The sequence below is a fragment of the Pseudomonas sp. SLFW genome, from assembly GCF_009905615.1.
GTDB classification, from domain to species: domain Bacteria; phylum Pseudomonadota; class Gammaproteobacteria; order Pseudomonadales; family Pseudomonadaceae; genus Aquipseudomonas; species Aquipseudomonas bambusae.
This window is the reverse complement of the sequence record NZ_JAAAKW010000008.1, coordinates 124,676-143,530: the sequence shown is the minus strand read 5'-3', so window position 1 is coordinate 143,530 and position 18,855 is coordinate 124,676. Positions and strand designations below refer to the sequence as shown.

The 18,855-nt window shown below is 57.8% G+C and carries 15 protein-coding genes and 2 tRNA genes; 11 read left to right on the top strand and 6 right to left on the bottom strand.

What is annotated here, in order from left to right; all coding sequences use genetic code 11:
- The first annotated feature begins 42 nt into the window (after nt 1-42).
- Nucleotides 43-240 carry a cold shock domain-containing protein gene (locus GVN17_RS29460; RefSeq protein WP_238591726.1) on the top strand — a complete coding sequence of 66 codons (198 nt, stop codon included), beginning with the start codon at nt 43-45 and terminating at the stop codon, nt 238-240.
- A 48-nt stretch (nt 241-288) separates the two neighbouring features.
- Here the strand turns inward: GVN17_RS29460 and GVN17_RS16130 are convergent, their stop codons facing one another.
- Nucleotides 289-495 carry a SlyX family protein gene (locus GVN17_RS16130; protein WP_166596254.1) on the bottom strand — a complete coding sequence of 69 codons (207 nt, stop codon included), beginning with the start codon at nt 493-495 and terminating at the stop codon, nt 289-291.
- Nucleotides 485-922, bottom strand: a complete 438-nt coding sequence (locus tag GVN17_RS16125) for an HIT domain-containing protein (RefSeq protein WP_166596253.1) — start codon at nt 920-922, stop codon at nt 485-487. Before GVN17_RS16125 ends, GVN17_RS16130 begins: the two co-directional genes overlap by 11 nt.
- A 998-nt stretch (nt 923-1,920) precedes the next feature.
- Here GVN17_RS16125 and GVN17_RS16120 point away from each other — a divergent pair.
- The 3 genes from GVN17_RS16120 to GVN17_RS16110 all read left to right on the top strand — a co-directional run bounded on the left by GVN17_RS16120 (nt 1,921) and on the right by GVN17_RS16110 (nt 6,192).
- Nucleotides 1,921-3,246 carry an OprD family porin gene (locus tag GVN17_RS16120; protein WP_166596252.1) on the top strand — a complete coding sequence of 442 codons (1,326 nt, stop codon included), beginning with the start codon at nt 1,921-1,923 and terminating at the stop codon, nt 3,244-3,246.
- Nucleotides 3,247-3,446: 200 nt separating this feature from the next.
- Nucleotides 3,447-5,162, top strand: a complete 1,716-nt coding sequence (locus GVN17_RS16115) for a proline--tRNA ligase (RefSeq protein ID WP_166596251.1) — start codon at nt 3,447-3,449, stop codon at nt 5,160-5,162.
- A gap of 73 nt (nt 5,163-5,235) precedes the next feature.
- On the top strand, nt 5,236-6,192 hold the full coding sequence (locus tag GVN17_RS16110; RefSeq protein WP_166596250.1) for a hypothetical protein: 957 nt from the start codon (nt 5,236-5,238) through the stop codon (nt 6,190-6,192).
- An 8-nt stretch (nt 6,193-6,200) separates the two neighbouring features.
- Here GVN17_RS16110 and dinB read toward each other — a convergent pair whose 3' ends face one another.
- The gene (gene dinB / locus GVN17_RS16105) at nt 6,201-7,259 is read right to left on the bottom strand and encodes a DNA polymerase IV (protein ID WP_166596249.1); all 1,059 of its coding nucleotides are present in this window, start codon (nt 7,257-7,259) and stop codon (nt 6,201-6,203) included.
- A gap of 248 nt (nt 7,260-7,507) precedes the next feature.
- On the opposite strand from dinB, the gene GVN17_RS16100 reads away from it, so the two are divergent.
- The 4 genes from GVN17_RS16100 to GVN17_RS16085 all read left to right on the top strand — a co-directional run bounded on the left by GVN17_RS16100 (nt 7,508) and on the right by GVN17_RS16085 (nt 12,174).
- Nucleotides 7,508-7,584: transfer RNA gene (locus GVN17_RS16100), tRNA-Met, on the top strand.
- A 238-nt stretch (nt 7,585-7,822) separates the two neighbouring features.
- Nucleotides 7,823-7,899: transfer RNA gene (locus tag GVN17_RS16095), tRNA-Met, on the top strand.
- 331 nt (nt 7,900-8,230) lie between these two features.
- The gene (gene mprF / locus GVN17_RS16090) at nt 8,231-10,873 is read left to right on the top strand and encodes a bifunctional lysylphosphatidylglycerol flippase/synthetase MprF (RefSeq protein ID WP_166596248.1); all 2,643 of its coding nucleotides are present in this window, start codon (nt 8,231-8,233) and stop codon (nt 10,871-10,873) included.
- Complete coding sequence (locus tag GVN17_RS16085) at nt 10,873-12,174, top strand: virulence factor family protein (RefSeq protein ID WP_166596247.1); 1,302 nt, start codon at nt 10,873-10,875, stop codon at nt 12,172-12,174. The genes mprF and GVN17_RS16085 overlap by 1 nt, the downstream gene beginning before the upstream one ends.
- A 249-nt stretch (nt 12,175-12,423) precedes the next feature.
- Here GVN17_RS16085 and GVN17_RS16080 read toward each other — a convergent pair whose 3' ends face one another.
- On the bottom strand, nt 12,424-14,322 hold the full coding sequence (locus GVN17_RS16080; RefSeq protein WP_166596246.1) for a potassium transporter Kup: 1,899 nt from the start codon (nt 14,320-14,322) through the stop codon (nt 12,424-12,426).
- Nucleotides 14,323-14,594: 272 nt separating this feature from the next.
- Between GVN17_RS16080 and rimO the strand changes: the two genes are divergently transcribed.
- Nucleotides 14,595-15,932: a 30S ribosomal protein S12 methylthiotransferase RimO gene (rimO, locus tag GVN17_RS16075; RefSeq protein ID WP_166596245.1), complete on the top strand. Its 1,338-nt coding sequence runs from the start codon at nt 14,595-14,597 to the stop codon at nt 15,930-15,932.
- A 114-nt stretch (nt 15,933-16,046) separates the two neighbouring features.
- Entirely contained in the window at nt 16,047-16,520 is a 474-nt protein-coding gene (locus GVN17_RS16070; RefSeq protein ID WP_166596244.1) for a GNAT family N-acetyltransferase, read from the top strand.
- Between the two features lie 35 nt (nt 16,521-16,555).
- Here the strand turns inward: GVN17_RS16070 and GVN17_RS16065 are convergent, their stop codons facing one another.
- Nucleotides 16,556-16,822: a type B 50S ribosomal protein L31 gene (locus tag GVN17_RS16065; RefSeq protein ID WP_166596243.1), complete on the bottom strand. Its 267-nt coding sequence runs from the start codon at nt 16,820-16,822 to the stop codon at nt 16,556-16,558.
- Between the two features lie 200 nt (nt 16,823-17,022).
- On the opposite strand from GVN17_RS16065, the gene GVN17_RS16060 reads away from it, so the two are divergent.
- A complete protein-coding gene (locus tag GVN17_RS16060; protein ID WP_166596242.1) occupies nt 17,023-17,388 on the top strand; it encodes a hypothetical protein in 366 nt (121 codons plus the stop codon).
- A gap of 95 nt (nt 17,389-17,483) precedes the next feature.
- Here the strand turns inward: GVN17_RS16060 and GVN17_RS16055 are convergent, their stop codons facing one another.
- A complete protein-coding gene (locus tag GVN17_RS16055; protein WP_166596241.1) occupies nt 17,484-18,809 on the bottom strand; it encodes an APC family permease in 1,326 nt (441 codons plus the stop codon).
- Between the last annotated feature and the right edge of the window lie 46 nt (nt 18,810-18,855).

The window sequence follows — 18,855 nt, the reverse complement described above, 5'->3', positions numbered from 1 at the left end:
GCGCAACAGCCACACGAACCCGGCCAGCGCGATACCGGCACTGTGAAGTGGTTTAACACCTCCAAAGGCTTCGGCTTCATTTCCCGCGATTCCGGCGACGATATTTTTGTGCATTTTCGCGCCATCCGCGGCGAAGGCCATCGCGTATTGGTCGAAGGTCAGCGGGTTGAGTTTTCGGTGATGAACCGGGACAAAGGCCTACAGGCGGAAGACGTCATTGCCGCACTGCCCCGCCGCTAACCACTGGCATAAAAAAACCGCGCTCCAGGGCGCGGTTTTTTTTTGCTCTTAATAATGAGGGGGAGGCGCCTCTTCCTCGAATGCGCCGAATTGCCCACTCATTTCTTCCTGACGCTTGATCAAGGCCGCCATCTGCAGCTGCATGCGCTCAAGACTGCGCTGCTGAGTCACCAGCACATCGTTCAGCGCCTGAATCGTGTCATCCTGAAACGCCAGGCGGCTTTCCAGATCCATCACCCGGTCTTCAAGCGTCACGGGGCACCTCCACGAAGGAAAGATCATGTGCGAGCGCCGCTTTCAACTGGGCGATCACGCCAGTTGCCTGCTCATGGGTATAAGGTACGCCGGGGTGCTTGCCCCAAACAGGGGCTGGCCAGGCAACATCACTCTTACGGCGTACGATTACGTGCATGTGCAACTGACTGACAACATTTCCCAGCGCAGCGATGTTCATCTTGTCAGCATGGAATAGCTGTTGAAGCATTCTGGACAACGCCGTCGTCTCTTTCCACAGCTGTAATTGTTCGTCATCCGACAACTGAAACACTTCACTTATATCCGCTCTGCGCGGGACCAGGATGAACCAGGGATATTGCGCGTCATTCGACAGCAGCAACCGACACAGTGGAAAGTCCCCTACCGGTAAGGTGTCCTGCAATAAACGTTGATCCAGAACAAACACGCATGAACTCCTGATCGCCGGGTTAGCTTTTAGTGCGCAGGACTTACCCAACCCACCTTTCGATACCGAGCAGGATACTCGGGAATACTGTGCAAATCACGCCAGCATGCTCTTCCCGCCCACTTTGCGGGATTGGTGTTGGTTTTGAATCACCGTTGCCACCCGAAAGCCCCGCACCTGCATTGGTCGCTTTCGCTCCCCGCGCACTGATAAGAGGCACCCTGCTCATCATGCGAAGGTGCCGCCCAACCCAATAAAACCATGGGCTATGCCTTCCAATTCAAGCGCTTGACCAAATGAGCTCACCCGCTACGCTGACTTTCTGGACGAGCTGTCAAAGCATCGAGGACGAACGTACTAAATTCAGGCGAGGGCTCGCGCCAATGCACCAAAACGACTCACTCTGCGGACAGTTCTTGTAAGACTTATCCGCGTTTTACCCACTTCATGACGGTAACAGGTAACGTCAGTGACATTTTCAGGCGGTAACCTCATGTGAACATCGCCCACAAGCGCATTTTTTGGAATTTTTTAAGCCTTTAAAAACAAGAGGTTACAGAGTCAATCGTAAGTATTTGCGTGCCCATGGACATTTTTTTCACAGAAAAGGGAACTTTGAGCATGGTTGTTGCTTTGTCACACACAGGATCGGAAAGTCAGGCGGTCAAGACCTGAAGCGTCGGTCGAGATGAAAATGGCGAGCATGCTTCTGGGGGCGCTCGACGGGACGGAATGGCTCTGACTGCAGAGGGGGCATTCCGACAGTCGAAAAGTACTGCGGTAGTTGTACGTTTTACAGACAAGGAGCTGTTCAGTAGCGACATGGACAGAGCTGTTTTGCGACATGGCCGTAAAGAATTTGAAAGGATAGGTTTGTAACTATCGCCAATAATGTCAGCGTGATATAAGTTTCGCCGACACCAAAAAGAAAGAGCCGTTCAGATAAAAAAACAGGTGAACGGCGGTACTCTTCTTAAAACCAAAGGAGCAAAGTCACGATGAGAGTGATGAAGTGGAGCGCAATCGCACTGGCAGTTACTGCGGCCAGCACCCAATTGGCATCGGCTGCGGCATTCGTAAGCGACCAGTCCGAAGCCACTGGTTTTGTTGAAGGTAGCAAGCTGGACGTCAAAGCCCGCAACTACTACTACAACCGCAACAAAACAGGCGGCGCCGTAGACGACAAAGACTGGACCCAAGGTTTCTGGGGCAACTTCAGCTCCGGTTACACCCAAGGTCTGATCGGTGTTGGTATCGACGCATTCGGTTACGCTGGCTTCAAGCTGGACGGCTCCGACAAATACTCCGGTTCGGGCAACCTGTCGACTGACGCAGATGGCCACAACCATGACAGCTTCGGCAAAGCCGGTGGCGCTGTTAAGTTCCGCGTTTCCAAAACCGAACTGAAAGTCGGTGACATGCAACCTCAGAACCCAGTGTTCGCAGTAGGCGGTTCCCGTCTGTTGCCACAAACTGCCAGCGGTCTGACCTTGCAGAGCAGCGAAATCAAGGGTCTCGACGTTGAAGCTGGTCGTTTCTACTCCGGCACCAGCCAGGACGAAACCAACCGTGACGGCGAAATCTGGGCAACCTACGCTGGCGTGACCTCCAAGTCCGCTACTTTCGGCGGCGGTAAATACGCGGTTACCGACAACCTGGGTGTTGCGTTCTACTACAACAAACTGGAAGACGTATGGAACCAGTACTACGGCAACGTGAACTACGCACTGCCGCTGACTGCTGACCAGTCCCTGGCCTTCGACTTCAACTACTACAACACCTCGGATACCGGCAGCAAAAAAGCTGGCGATATCACGAACAACACGTTCTCGCTGTCCGCCGCCTACTCTTTCCTGGCAGCTCACACTGTGACCGTGGCCTTCCAGAAAGTTAACGGCAACACGCCGTTCGACTACATCGGTATCGGCGACAACAACCGCGGTGGCGACTCGATCTTCCTGGCCAACTCCATCCAGTACTCCGACTTTAACGGTCCTGGTGAGAAATCCTGGCAAGCTCGCTACGACCTGAACATGGCTCCGTACGGCGTACCTGGTCTGAGCTTCATGACTCGTTACATCAACGGTAAAGACATCGACGGCACCAAGATCGACGCTGGCAGCCCATACCAGGCTTACGGTTACGGTCCAGATGGCAAACACCACGAGACCAACTTCGAGGCCAAGTACGTTGTTCAGACCGGTCCTGCGAAAGACCTGTCGTTCCGTATCCGTCAAGCATGGCACCGTGCAAACGGCGACCAGGCCGAAGGCAACGTGGACGAGTTCCGTCTGATCGTCGACTACCCGATTTCGGTTCTGTAATTCGCGAAGCGATTCCTTACCGAATCGCGAAGCAAGTCATTACCGAAAATCCGAAAAGCCCGGCCCAGCGCCGGGCTTTTTCATTTGTACGAAAGCATCCATCCGAGCCTCACTGCCGCCCTCTCGCCCTGTACTCGACCGTATCACCCCCGTACAATGCCAGGTCATTTCCCAGTCACAGCAACCGACAACGGCCGACCATGCGTACCAGTCAATATTTGCTCGCCACACAAAAAGAAACGCCAAACGATGCGGTCGTGATCAGCCACCAGCTGATGCTTCGTGCCGGCATGATTCGCAAGCTCGCCTCGGGTCTTTACACCTGGCTGCCCATGGGTCTGCGTGTATTGCGCAAGGTTGAGGCGGTCGTTCGTGAAGAAATGAACGCGGCCGGTGCACTGGAAGTTCTGATGCCCGGTATCCAGCCCGCCGAGTTGTGGCAGGAATCCGGTCGCTGGGAGCAGTACGGCCCTGAGCTGCTGCGCCTTAAAGACCGACACGATCGTGATTTCTGCGCCGGCCCGACCCACGAAGAAGTCATCACCGACCTGGCTCGCAACGAGTTGAGCAGCTATAAACAGCTGCCGATCAACATGTACCAGATCCAGACCAAATTCCGTGACGAAATCCGCCCACGCTTCGGTTTGATGCGCGGCCGTGAATTCATCATGAAAGACGCCTACTCGTTCCATGCGACCCAGGACTCCCTGCAGGAAACCTACGACCGCATGCACCAGGCGTACAGCAACGTGTTCTCTCGCCTGGGTCTGGACTTCCGCCCAGTGGTGGCTGACAACGGCTCGATCGGCGGTGCCGGTTCCCATGAATTCCACGTGCTCGCCGAATCCGGCGAAGACGACATCGTGTTCAGCGACAGCTCCGATTACGCAGCCAATATCGAGAAGGCGGAAGCGGTTCCACGGGAGAAATCCCGTGCCGCAGCCACTGAAGAGCTGCGCCTGGTGGACACACCGAACGCCAAGACCATCGCTGCGCTGGTCGAGCAGTTCGACCTGGCCATCGAAAAAACCGTGAAGACACTGGTGGTTCACGCCGCCGAAGAAGGCAAGTTGATTGCACTGATCGTCCGTGGCGACCACGAGCTCAATGAAATCAAGGCGTCGAACCACCCGTTGGTGGCCAGTCCTCTGGTCATGGCCAGCGAAGCTGAGCTGCGTGATGCCATCGGTGCAGGCGCGGGCTCGCTCGGCCCGTTGAACCTGCCACTGCCTATCATCATCGACCGCTCGGTTGAATTGATGAGCGACTTCGGCATCGGCGCGAACATCGACGACAAGCACTATTTCGGCGTGAACTGGGAGCGGGATCTGCCTGTTCCGGAAGTCGCGGACCTGCGCAATGTCGTTGAAGGCGACCCAAGCCCGGATGGCCAGGGGAAGGTGATCATCAAGCGCGGTATCGAAGTGGGTCACATCTTCCAGCTGGGGACCAAATACAGCGACGCGATGAAGTGCCAGGTGCTGGGCGAAAACGGCAAACCGGTCACGCTGGCGATGGGCTGCTACGGCATCGGCGTCTCTCGCGTGGTGGCGGCTGCCATTGAGCAGAACAATGACGAAAACGGCATTATCTGGAGCGACGCACTGGCGCCTTTCCAGATTGCACTGGTTCCGCTGCGTTACGAAACCGAAGCGGTGCGTGAAGCCACCGACAAGCTGTACGCCGAACTGACCGCCGCTGGCTTCGAAGTGCTACTGGACGACCGTGACAAGAAAACCAGCCCGGGCATCAAATTCGCGGACATGGAGCTGATCGGTATTCCCCATCGCATCGTGGTCAGTGACCGCGGTCTGGCCGAAGGCAATCTGGAATATAAAAGCCGCACCGAGCCTGAAGCTCAGGCCCTGCCAGTTGCTGACGTGCTGTCCTTCATCAAAGGCCGTATCAATCGCTGAGCCGACGGCGCGCCCGCTTTATTGGGGCGCGCTTTCAGCGGCCTGTTCTGCCTCACCTGCACCAAGAGATCTCATGTTCAAGCGAAGTTCCACAAGCCTCGCGGGCGCCGCGTTGTGCGGCAGCCTGCTCGTCAGCGGTTGCGCCAATCATTTGTCTCAACGCAGCGAACACGAAGAGCGCATTGACCGCAAACTGCTCGATCACAGTTTTCAAATCGACGTGGGTGAACCCAAGACCCTTGAGTTGCCGCAACGTCGAATCCGGATTCACGAACTTAAAACTTTCGACATCACTGAATACGACGTGACCCGTCATTACGACCGGTACACGCCGTATCAACCTTGGCGCGAAATTTACGAAATCCCCTTGGGTGCCGTGGCGATCGTCGCTGGCGTCGGGGCGAACGTCGTGAACGTGCTAACGTTCGGCAGCCTGCCGGACAGCGTCACTAAAGACTGGTTGAGTTACGGTATCGCGGGCATCAACCCGTTCATGAACGCCCCTTCCCACGGTCGAGCCCAGCAAAACCTGGCCGGCATCGATGAGGTTCAGCGGGATCACCGGGTCGAGCATACCAGCCTGCCCTGGAGCGAAAGCCCGGTTGAAATCAAGTCTGGAAGGGACACCAACGAGCTGAACACCGACCGTAACGGTGTGCTGCGGATCAACCTGTTAGACAGCCCGTTCGCCGAACAAGACCTGAGCCACGTGACGCAACTGGGCCTGAAGGTTCAGGACGACGCATCCAGCGTGCAAGGCGTTGCAAGCCTGCCGCTGAGTAAATCCTTGCGCGGCAAGTTGATCGAAGCGCACGGTTTGATCTACGACGACCTGGAAGATGACGAAGTGAGCCAATGGGTTCACCGAGTCAAGCGTCTGTCTGAACTGGGGCTGGAAGAAGAAGCCAGCGATCTGGAACAGTCGCTGATCGAAATGACCCGCAACGATCCGCAGTTGCAGCATGAGTTTTTGCGTTCGTTGGCCAAGGATGCTGGCCGACTGGTCGCCGTGCCGGCGGGCCGCGAATAACCCTGAGCTCAGTCGAACAGCTGCAACTGTTCATGGGCGCTTCGCAAGTCGTGCAGGCGCACCCCGATTCCCAGCAATCGCACCGGTTTATCGCCGCGTGCGAACGCTTGGGTTAGCAACTGCTCATAGCTTTCCAGATCCCTCCCCGCTCCTGCCTGTTCGAGAGTGGTCTGCGTGAAATCATGGAATTTCACTTTTACAAACGGCTTGCCTGGTCGATACAGCGTATCAATCCGGGCGATGCGCCCATTGAGGTTTTCCAATAACGCCGGAAGCTTTTCCAGACAACTGGCCAGATCGGGAAGATCGGTATCGTAGGTGTTTTCCACACTCACCGATTGGCGACGGCTGTCGTTCTGCACCGGACGCTCATCTATGCCGTGGGCCAGATTCCACAACCGTTCACCGAACGAGCCAAACTCGCGCACCAGCGCCAGCTTGCTCCAGCCACGCAGGTCTGAACAACTGATGATCCCCGACCGCCCGAGCTTGTCAGCGGTCACCTTCCCCACCCCGTGCAGCTTGGACACCGGCAACTCCGCGACAAAATCCTCTACCTGATCCGGCGTGATGACGAACAAGCCGTTGGGTTTCCGCCAATCACTGGCAATTTTGGCAAGGAATTTATTGGGCGCCACGCCAGCAGACACTGTGATGTGCAGTTGGTTGGAAACTCGCCGACGAATATCCTGGGCGATTCGGGTCGCGCTGCCACCGAAATGACTGCACTCGGAAACATCCAGATAGGCCTCGTCCAACGACAGCGGTTCGATCAGGTCCGTGTAATCGCGAAAGATCGTGTGAATTTCCTTTGATGCTTCTTTATAGGCGTCCATTCGCGGCTTGACGATGGTCAGGTCGGGGCATAGCGACAGCGCATGCCGCGAAGACATCGCAGACCGTACACCGTAAGCCCGGGCTTCGTAATTACACGTCGCAATGACGCCGCGCCGATCCGCAGAACCGCCAACGGCCAACGGCGTGCCCGCCAGGTTGGGGTCGTCGCGCATCTCAATGGCGGCATAGAAGCAGTCACAGTCGATATGGATGATTTTGCGCTGCGGCATGACATGCGGTCGTAGGAAAACGGTCCGCCAGTATCTCACTCACGCATCCTTCTGACACTTCTTGCAGCGCAAGCACCTGAGATTCAACCGGTTGAGGTACGACCGCAATCGGGCTGACACGCCCGCCCAGCCTGCCCCAGAGGTACAAAGCCGTTGCATGCCCGGCGCTAAGCTTTTGAAGAAAAAGCACTTTTTTCCGTCATGAGCTTGACACCATGCCGTTCCTCTGTAGAATGCCGCCTCACAGACGCGGGATGGAGCAGTCTGGTAGCTCGTCGGGCTCATAACCCGAAGGTCGTCGGTTCAAATCCGGCTCCCGCAACCAAACATCAAAAAAGCCACTCAACAGAGTGGCTTTTTTGTGCGCGTGAGAAAATTATCTGCGTTCATCTTAGTGAAATATCTTTCATCAATGATGGCGCCCTGCCCTGCGGCGCCGTCGAGATAAAAGCCTTGTCTGACCGCGAGTTACGCATGCCGCGGTGAAATTGTGGTTATTTTGTCGATCCTGGAGTTTAAAGGTTGACACCTCGTCGATCGGCTGTAGAATGCCGCCTCACAGACGCGGGATGGAGCAGTCTGGTAGCTCGTCGGGCTCATAACCCGAAGGTCGTCGGTTCAAATCCGGCTCCCGCAACCAACGTTATAAAGAAGGCTACTCGAAAGAGTGGCCTTTTTTTTGCCCTGACGAAAAGGGCCGAACAGCATAGGTATTTGGCTGTCACATCACATTGTCATAGCCGATTGGTCTTTATCGGTTTGTTACCGTATGTTGCCGGTCGCGACAGAATTTGTGCCTTTTGCCGATACGTTTAGGAACAACCGAAACTAGACTCAAGGGTCACGAGACGTCGCTGCCGTATTCGCCCGTTAGACGTTGAAGCGCTAACATCCTGAATTATTTTTTGCGTAGGGATTGGTAACTTGGCTGTATACCCCCATTCTGTCGCGCACGATCCAAGGAGTGATTGATGCGCGCCAACCCGTCCGACTCAAATGAAGCAGTCCCGGAAACCCCTCCGGCTCCTCCTGCCCGACTGCGTGTTCGCGAACTGGTGAGCAAATATCGTCAACCTATCGGGCTGGCTGTCACCATTATCCTGTTCGCCCTAGCATTGATCGCCTGTCGGCACATGCTGACTGAACTCGACATTTATGCGCTGCAAGATTCGCTCCTTAGCGTGCCAATGCCTTCTCTGGCAGGCGCTGTTCTGGCGACGGTCATCGGTTTCACCATCCTGCTGGGTTACGAATGGTCCGCCAGTAAATACGCCAATGTGGAACTGCCACCCAAGTCCTTGGTGATGGGCGGGTTTTGTGCCTTCGCCATCGGCAATGCGGTCGGTCTGTCGATGCTTTCCGGCGGCTCTGTGAGGTATCGCCTGTATTCTCGCTTGGGACTCGGCGCAGGCGAAGTGGCGCACATGACGCTATTTGCCAGCCTCTCGCTCGGGTGCGCGCTTCCGCCATTGGCGGCATTGGCAATGTTAAGCGACCTGCCTGCCGCCTCCCTTGCGTTGCATTTGTCAGTCCCGGTACTGGCGACGATCGCCGTCGCTGTCCTCGGGCTGAGCCTGATCATCGGGGTGGCGGTCTATCGTCGCCGTCTCCCGGAACAGACCATCCCACACAACCTGCTGGTGCGCGCGGGCCGTCGCACTCTGCGTCTGCCGGGTCTGCGCCTGACACTGATGCAACTGGTGATTACGGCGCTGGACGTCGCCGCTGCGGCTGCCGTTTTGTATCTGCTGCTACCGTCCGCGCCGCCTTTTGGTGCATTTCTATTGGTGTACCTGCTGGCACTGGCCGCAGGCGTGCTCAGCCATGTTCCCGGTGGCGTGGGCGTGTTCGAAGCGATTCTGCTCGCCGCTTTTGCTGATGAATTGGGCGCGGCTCCCCTCGCGGCAGCTCTGCTCCTGTATCGCCTGATCTACGTGGTCCTGCCGCTGTTGATCGCGTGTCTGGTGCTGCTGTTCAGCGAGGCCAAGCGCTTCCTGTTCGCGCGTCAGGCCATGCGCGTCGCTTCGGGCCTTGGCGCACCGATCCTGGCCTTGTTGGTGTTTCTCTCGGGCGTCGTGCTGCTGTTTTCCGGTGCGACCCCTGAAATCGACACACGTCTGGAGAGCCTTGGCTTTCTGATCCCGCACCGCCTTATCGACGCTTCCCACTTCGGTGCCAGCCTGATCGGCGTGCTCTGCCTGTTGCTCGCGCAAGGCCTGCGTCGGCGACTGTCAGCGGCCTGGATGTTGACCACTATTCTGCTGTTCGTGGGTTCGATCCTGTCGATCCTTAAAGGCTTCGACTGGGCGGAAGCCAGCCTTCTGCTGCTGACGGCATGTCTGCTCGCTATATTCCGTCGCTCGTTCTACCGACCGAGCCGCTTGTTCGAACTGCCGTTCTCGCCCCTGTATCTGGTGGCGAGCATCTGCGTGTTGGGGGCTTCGTTCTGGCTGCTGCTGTTCGCCTATCAAGACGTGCCCTACAGCCATCAGCTGTGGTGGCAATTCACCCTCGACGCCGATGCCCCGCGAGGTCTGCGCTCGGCACTCGGCAGTGCGGTGCTGCTGGTGATCGTTTCGTTGACGTGGCTGCTGCGCACTGCCCGCCCGCAGATCGATCTGCCGGATGAAGCGCAGCTGGCCAAGGCCGCCGAAATCATCAAAGCGTCCAATCAGCCTGACGGCGGGTTGGTGCTGACAGGTGACAAGGCTGTCTTGCTGCACCCGGATGGCAACGCGTTCTTGATGTACGCCCACCGCGGACGCAGCCTGGTGGCGCTGTATGACCCCATCGGCCCGACACAACAACGCGCCGAGCTGATCTGGCAATTCCGTGACCTCTGCGACGTGCACCACGCCCGGCCTGTGTTTTACCAGGTGCGTGCCGAGAACCTGCCGTTCTACATGGACATCGGTCTGACGGCGATCAAGTTAGGCGAAGAGGCCCGGGTCAACCTGCACGCGTTCGACATCGAAGCCAAAGGCAAAGAGATGAAGGACCTGCGCTACACCTGGAATCGGGGTGGTCGCGACGGTCTGTCACTGGAAATCTATGAAGTCGGCCAAGCGCCAATGGACGAGCTGAAAGTGATTTCCGATGCCTGGCTCACGGGCAAGAACGTGCGGGAAAAAGGGTTCTCGCTGGGCCGCTTCAGCCTGGATTACCTCAAGCATTTCCGCATCGCCATCGTTCACTTCCAAGGCAAGCCCGTGGCGTTTTCGAACCTGCTGGAAACATCCCGACAGGATCTCGCCAGTCTGGACTTGATGCGCTCGCATCCCGACGCACCGAAGCTGACCATGGAATTCATGATGGTCGGCCTGATTCTTCATTATAAAAAGGAAGGCTACGCCCGCTTCAGCCTGGGTATGGTGCCGTTGTCAGGTCTGCAACCTCGGCGTGGGGCGCCCTTGACCCAGCGTTTGGGTTCGATGGTGTTCAGTCGCGGCGAGCAACTCTACAACTTCCAGGGCCTGCGTCGTTTCAAAGACAAATTCCAGCCTGACTGGGAACCTCGTTATATGGCCGTGCCCGCAGGACTCGATCCGCTGGTGGCACTGGCAGACACTGCCGCCCTTATCGCGGGCGGCCTGACTGGATTGGTGAAACGCTAATGATTCAACGCTACTGGCGCTTTTTGCTCGCAGCCCTGGTAATTCTGGTGGTGGCATTAGGATTCTGGCTGTGGAACCGCCCGCCCGCTCAGCCCACTCTGGAACGCATCACGCTTGGAGATGGTTCGGCCCTGATCCGTGCAACCCCGTCCACGAAGATCAAGACGCGCGTCGCCTTGGCTGCAACGACCGAGGATTCGCTGACCGATAAGCAAGTCCTCGCCTTAAGCTACGACGCCTCGGCGCAAGTCATTCAAGTCATCCTGCCGAAAGACGATTGCCAGCTGCAGGAGAAGACTTTCACCAGCGCGCTGCAAAACCTCGGTGGCACACCGGACGTGGTCGCAGGGATCAGCGCAGGCGGTTCGGTCGCCTGGAACTGGTTGGCTGGTCAGAACAACGACAAGGCCCAGGCCATCTCGGTGAACTTCGTGCTCAATCAGCCGGACTGCAAGGTTCCGCCGCCGAAAGCCGCCGCCCATGGCAAATGGACCGTGGCGTGGAATGACGGCCCGGATGACGAGACCGCTGTATTCGTTCGCGATACGCCCAACGCCGAAACCAAAATCAGCGATTACGACATCAAGTACCCGCAGATTTTGAATACCGAAGTCCGCCACCTGCTGATTGCCGACGACGCCAACGGCGGTCTGAACATTCCAGTGGTGGAAGTGCCTTCGAGCCAGCCATCGGACACGGTCACCCTGTTCCTCTCGGGCGATGGTGGCTGGCGCGACCTGGACAAGGATGTCGCTGGCGACATGGCCAAGTCCGGCGGCTATCCGGTGGTCGGCATCGACACACTGCGCTATTACTGGGAACACAAGTCGCCAGAACAAACCGCGACCGACCTGAGCGAACTGATGGCCCACTACCGACAAAAATGGGGTGCCAAGCATTTCGTACTCGCGGGGTATTCGTTCGGCGCTGACGTATTGCCAGCGATCTACAACCGCTTGCCGGAAGACGACAAAGGGCGTGTGGACGGCATCATCCTGCTCGCCTTCGCCCGCAGCGGCAGCTTCGAAATCGCCGTCGAAGGCTGGCTCGGTGCCTCTGGCAAAGAAGCGGCGACCGGTCCGGAAATGGCGAAGCTGCCAGGCGACAAGGTGCTGTGCGTGTACGGCGTGGAAGAGAAGGACGAGAGCGGCTGTACCGAAGCCACTGCCCCCGGCGAGAAGATCCAGCTGCCAGGCGGTCACCACTTCGACGAGAACTACCCTTCCCTGGCTAAACGTCTGATCGCAGTCATTGACAAGTGGAAAGGCAAGGAAGCCCCACCAACGGCTGCCAACGAGTAATCCAGGGCGCAAAAAAATCCCCGCACTCGAAAGACTGCGGGGATTTTTTATGGCCGACGGAGGCCCTCATGATTCAGCGACGGGCCCCATGAGTGGTGCCAATCATCTGTGGGAGCGAATTCATTCGCGATTGGCCAGCGCAGCCGATACACCTCTATTGCCTGCCCCATTTTTCGCGAATGAATTCGCTCCCACAGGCGTACAGCGTCGGTTTTTTTGCACCGCACCGCTGCACTCACGCTTGATGGCTTACATCTCCACCTGCGTACCCAGTTCGATCACACGGTTGTACGGCAGCTTGAAGAAGCGCAGGTTGCCGTTGGCGTTCTTCAACATGAACGCGAACAAGCCTTCGCGCCAGCGCGCCATCCCGGCCAGTTTGGTCGAGACCACGGTTTCACGGCTGAGGAAGTAGGTGGTGCGCATCGGGCTGAAGTCCAGATCAGGCAAGTGGCACAACTTCAGCGCGGCAGGCACATCGGGTTCGTCAATGAAGCCGAAGTGCAGAATGACCCGGAAGAAGCCTTCACCGTACGCCTCGACTTCAAAGCGTTGCGCGGCCGGAACCCTCGGGGTGTCTTCGTAGACGACAGTCAGCAGGACAACCTGCTCATGCAGCACCTGGTTATGCAGCAGGTTGTGCAGCAATGCATGGGGCACAGCGTCCGGACGTGCGGTCAGGAACACGGCGGTACCCTGCACGCGATGTGGCGGCTGCACACGAATACTGCTGATGAAGATCGGCAGTGGCAGCCCGCCTTCGTCGATACGGTCCACCAGCAGCTGTTTGCCGCGCTTCCAGGTGGTCATCAGGATGAACAGCGCGATACCCGCCAGGAACGGGAACGCCCCACCCTGCACCACTTTCGGCACGTTGGCGGCGAAGAACAGGCCATCGACGAACAAGCAGCCCAACAGAATCGGGATCGCCACCAGCGGCGACCATTTCCACGCCAGCAGCATCACCGACGACACCAGAATGGTCGTGCACAGCATGGTGCCGGTCACAGCCACGCCGTAGGCCGATGCCAGCGCGCCGGACGATTCGAAGCCCAGCACCAGCAGGATCACACCCACCATCAGCGACCAGTTCACCGCGCCGATGTAAATCTGGCCTTGGGCATCGCTGGACGTGTGCTGGATATACATGCGCGGGATGTAACCCAGTTGAATGGCCTGGAGCGTCATGGAGAACGCGCCGGAAATCACCGCCTGCGAGGCGATGATGGTCGCCAGCGTCGACAGACCGATCAATGGCAACAGCGCCCAACTCGGCGCCAACAGATAGAACGGGTTACGCACGGCCTCGGGGTCCTCGATCACGAGGGCACCCTGGCCGAAATAGTTGAGAACCAGCGCTGGCAGCACCAGACCGAACCAGGCGCGGGAAATCGGCTTGCGACCGAAGTGGCCCATGTCCGCGTACAAAGCTTCAGCACCGGTCAGCGCCAACACCACAGCGCCGAGAACGGCCACACCAATGCCGGGATGATCGATAAAGAACCGCACGGCCCAAGCCGGGTTCACCGCGTGCAGCACTTCGGGCTGCTGAACGATGCCGTGAATACCGAGCACGCCAAGGGTGACGAACCACAGGACCATGATCGGGCCGAACATCACGCCGATCCGCGCCGTGCCGTGACGTTGAATGAGAAAGAGAGCCACTAGCACGATCAATGCAATGGGCACGACCCAATGATCCAGCCCGTCGAACGCCAGCTCCATCCCCTCGACCGCTGACAGCACCGAGATGGCCGGAGTGATCATGCTGTCGCCGTAGAACAAAGCAGCGCCAAACAGACCAAACACGATCATCGTCGCTTGCAGCTTCGGGAATTTGGCGGAGGCGCGCCGGGCCAGCGCCGTCAGCGCCATGATGCCGCCCTCGCCGTCGTTATCAGCGCGCAGCACCAAGGCCATGTACTTGAACGAAACGACCCACACCAGCGCCCAGAAAATCAGCGAGAGAATCCCCAACACCGAATCGTGGCCAGCTTGCACGCCATATCCGCCGACGAAGACTTCTTTGATCGTGTACAACGGGCTCGTACCGATATCGCCGTACGCCACCCCCACCGCTCCCACCAGCAGACTCAACGGTTTGACCGACGAATGCCCGGCCTCTGCCTGACTCGTTGCGTGACCCATTTACCACTCCTGAAACCATGACCCGAGCACCGCGGCGCGCTGCTGTCAGATTGACCCACAGCGCACCTGTAAATTCCGATTCACCCGGCCGACAAGGGCCACCGGGTTCGACGCCGCGAAGCATAGCGCAGCACTCGTCGTAATTCTCGGTATAACGCTGGTCAATCGCCGGAGTCATCGCTAGAATTGCGCACTTTTTGATCAGAGGCGCACCAAGCGCCCAGTCAATGCCCAGGCCACACGCCGGGGCGTACCTACGCCGAGGTTAGTCAATGTCCACCGTCCCCACGTCTGCCGCCCCCAAGGTCGGCTTTGTCAGCCTTGGTTGCCCGAAGGCTCTGGTCGATTCCGAACGCATCCTTACCCAGCTGCGCATGGAAGGCTATCAGGTCGTGCCGACCTACGAAGACGCCGACGTGGTGGTGGTCAACACCTGCGGTTTCATCGACAGCGCCAAGGCCGAATCCCTGGACACCATTGGTGAGGCCCTCGCGGAAAACGGCAAGGTGATCGTCACCGGTTGCATGGGCGTGGACGAAAGCGTCATCCGCAACGTGCACCCAAGCGTACTGGCCGTGACCGGTCCGCAGCAGTATGAGCAAGTGGTCAACGCGGTGCACGACGCTGCGCCGCCGAAGCTCGACCACAATCCGCTCATTGACCTGGTGCCGCCGCAAGGCATCAAGTTGACGCCGCGCCACTACGCATACCTCAAGATTTCCGAGGGCTGTAACCACAGTTGCAGCTTCTGCATCATCCCGTCGATGCGCGGCAAGCTGGTCAGCCGCCCGGTGGGTGATGTGCTCGATGAAGCGCAGCGTCTGGTCAAGGCAGGCGTGAAAGAACTGCTGGTGATCTCTCAGGACACCAGCGCCTACGGCGTCGACGTCAAATACCGCACCGGCTTCTGGCAGGGCCAGCCGGTCAAGACCCGCATGACCGAACTCTGCCAGGCCCTGAGTTCGCTGGGCGTCTGGGTGCGTCTGCATTACGTCTACCCGTACCCGCACGTCGATGAAATCATCCCGTTGATGGCCGAGGGCAAAATCCTGCCGTACCTGGACATCCCGTTCCAGCACGCCAGCCCGAAAATCCTCAAGCTGATGAAGCGCCCGGCCTTCGAAGACAAGACCCTGGCGCGCATCAAGAAATGGCGCGAGCAATGCCCGGACCTGATCATCCGTTCGACGTTCATCGTCGGCTTCCCGGGCGAGACTGAAGAAGACTTCCAATACCTGCTGGACTGGCTGACCGAAGCGCAGCTGGACCGCGTAGGGTGCTTCCAGTATTCGCCAGTCGAAGGCGCGCCTGCCAACCTGTTGGATGCGCCGATCGTGCCGGACGACGTCAAACAGGATCGCTGGGACCGCTTCATGGCACACCAGCAAGCCATCAGCGCTGCACGGCTGCAAATGAAGATCGGCAAGGAAATCGAAGTGCTGATCGACGAAGTGGACGAACAGGGCTTCGTGGGCCGCTCGTTCTTCGATGCGCCTGAAATCGACGGGAACGTGTTCGTGGAAAGCGACCGCGACCTCAAGCCGGGCGACAAGGTCCTGTGCCGCGTGGTCGATGCCGACGAATACGACCTCTGGGCCGAGCCTGTCTAAGCCCCTCCGCGCTCCCTGCCTCATACACAACCCCGCCCTTCAAACGGCGGGGTTTGTTTTTTCTGGCTATCGTCACCACATCAGGAAAACGACAAGAAGAGGAGAAGAGGCAACATGACCCACCACTCGGTCATTTACCTGCCGAAAAAGCACGACTACGCCGAATTGACCCGCGTCTGGGAAGCTTCGGTTCGCGCCACCCATGATTTTCTGCCGGAAAATTACATCACGCTGCTCAGGAATCTTCTGGAGACCCAGTACCTGGACGCCGTGAACCTGTTCTGCACCCGCGACTCCCAATTGCACATCACTGGCTTTGGCGGCACCACCCCCGGGAAGCTGGAGATGCTGTTCATTGCGCCGGAGTATCGAGGGATGGGGCTGGGCAAAAAGCTGCTGGATTACGCCATCGAGCATTTTCAGGTCACTGAACTCGACGTGAACGAACAGAATCCGCAAGCGTTGGGGTTTTATGAGAAGCAGGGATTCGAGGTCGTGGGACGCTCGGAAGTGGATGGGCTGGGACGCCCGTATCCGATGTTGCGGATGCGCAAGCCAAAGCAATCCCGCGTGTCAGGCGTCAGATAATTCTGACGCCCAACGCACGAGAGGTACTACGGTCATCAATCTTTTTTCGCGCCGGAACTGATGGTGCCGAAACGCTTGTTAAAGCCTGCGATACGGCCTTCCGTCGTGGTTTTACGGGTCTGCCCGGTGTACATCGGGTGCGAAGCGCTGGACACGTCCAGAGCGACATATGGGTAAGTGTTGCCGTCGCTGTGCTTCTGCGTGCGGTCAGTGTCGACCGTGGAACCGATCAGGAAAAACACGTCGGCAGCGGTGTCGTGAAACAGGACCTGACGGTACTCGGGGTGAATGTTCGGCTTCATGGTGCTCTCCAAATGTAATTAATCATGTAATACGTTATACAGTAACAATTAACAAAAGTTCAATCGCAACTTTTTTGTAACGGTTACAACTTTCGTCTTTGCTGAGGCCGCCAGTGCCGCTAAGGTTCGCGCCGCTGTCAAAAGCACCGCCCCGATACTGCCTCGGGAATGGAATCGATGAGTTACCAGGAGGTTGTGTAATGCCCATGATTGATCGCTATGAACTGTCCCTTCCCGGCCACATGCGGCTGATCGATGCACGAAGCGCGCTGAATTATCTGGAGCGCTTTATTCATGATGCCGATGGCCCGATCGACAGCAAGGTGCTGGCTGACAAGCTGGAGCCCCTGGTCGAAGCGCTTCACGACGCGTCTGATGAAACACGTCCGGTGGACGGAAGGGATGCGTTCGCTAGAGAAGTCTGCAGGCTGAACTACATCATGCTGTCCCTCCAGGAGCAGGAAGTCTTGCAAGAGATACGCAGCTGCACCGAAGAAGGGAGAGAAGAAATCTACGCGATGATCAGCGAAATTCAGGATCGTATGGCACAGCCTGATCCACAGTAATCGCTGTACGAGCTTATCCCACTCGTCACCCCTATAACCCGCAGAGGAGACATTGAAACCAACGAGGCGCGCCATTGCAGCGCGCCTTGCCTAAATCATGCCGCTTCCTGAAAGTCCATCTCGGGCGGCTGACGGCGGAAACCGCCTGTGAGCCACGCCAGGTAGATGCAACCCAGCGCCAGCCAGCTCAGGCCCAGGATAAGCGCCATCTTATCCAGGCTGACCATCAGCCACAGACACGCCACCGCACCGATGAGTGGAAAAATCAAAAACAGCACGAACTCACGTAAACCACGGTTCTTGGCGCCGATCCAGTAGTGGAAGATCACCGATACGTTGACGAGTGTGAAAGCGAGAAAAGCGCCAAAGTTGATGAAGGAAGTGGATGTCGTTACGTCCAGCTTCAGCGCCATTAGCGCCACTACGCCACACAACACGATGCTGTTGACCGGTGTGCCGAAGCGCTCACTGACGCGGCCAAAGAAAGAAGTCGAGAGCACGCCGTCCCGTCCCATCGCGTACAGCAACCGCGATCCGCTCGCCTGAGCAGCCAGGCCCGACGCGAACTGTCCAACCACCATGCCAATCATGAAGAAGCTGACGAAGAGGTCACCGCCGATGTTCTTCGCGATCTCGTAGGCCGCTGAGTCCGAGTTTTCGAACGCGACGGAGGGATGCGCCAGTTGTACGAAGTAGGAAACGACGATGAAGATCAAGCCACCGATCAGCGTGATCAGCATGATGGCTCGGGGAATGGTGCGAACCGGGTCTTTGGTTTCTTCGGTGAGCGTACTCACGGCGTCAAAGCCCAGGAAGGAGTAACAGGCAATGGCCGATCCGCCCATGATCAGGGGCAACTTCATTTCGCCCGAGATAAATGGGGACAATGTCCAAAGAGGCGTACTCGCGTCTCCGGCGATGTAATGAATGCACAGCACCACAAACGCTACCAACACCAGCATCTGGATGAGCATCAGCAACGCGCTGACTTTATTGGCCAACTTCAAGCCAACGATGTTGATGACGCTGGTGATGATAATGAAGGCGAGTACCCAAACCGCCTGAGGCACTGACGGAAACGCAGACCCCAGGTAAGCGGCGCCGATGAGCCAAATCGCCATCGGAAGGAATAGATAATCGAGCAGAACGGCCCAGCCAGCGAGGAAGCCCAGTTTGGGACTGATGGCCTTTCGCACGTAGCTATAGGCTGATCCTGCCACTGGATACGCAGCGGCCATGTGGCCATAGCTCAAGGCGGTAAAAAACATCGGAATCAATGCGGCCAGATAAGCGGCCGGCACCATGCCGTTGGTTGATGTGGCGAGAATGCCGAATGTTGCCAGAACGACGGTAGGGGTCATGTAGGCGATGCCAAAAAGCACCACCGCCCCCAATGAGAGAGTGCGTTGCAGACGAGCCATGAGCTGTTACTCCGGGATTATTGGTTTTATGGCAGAGAAAACTTCG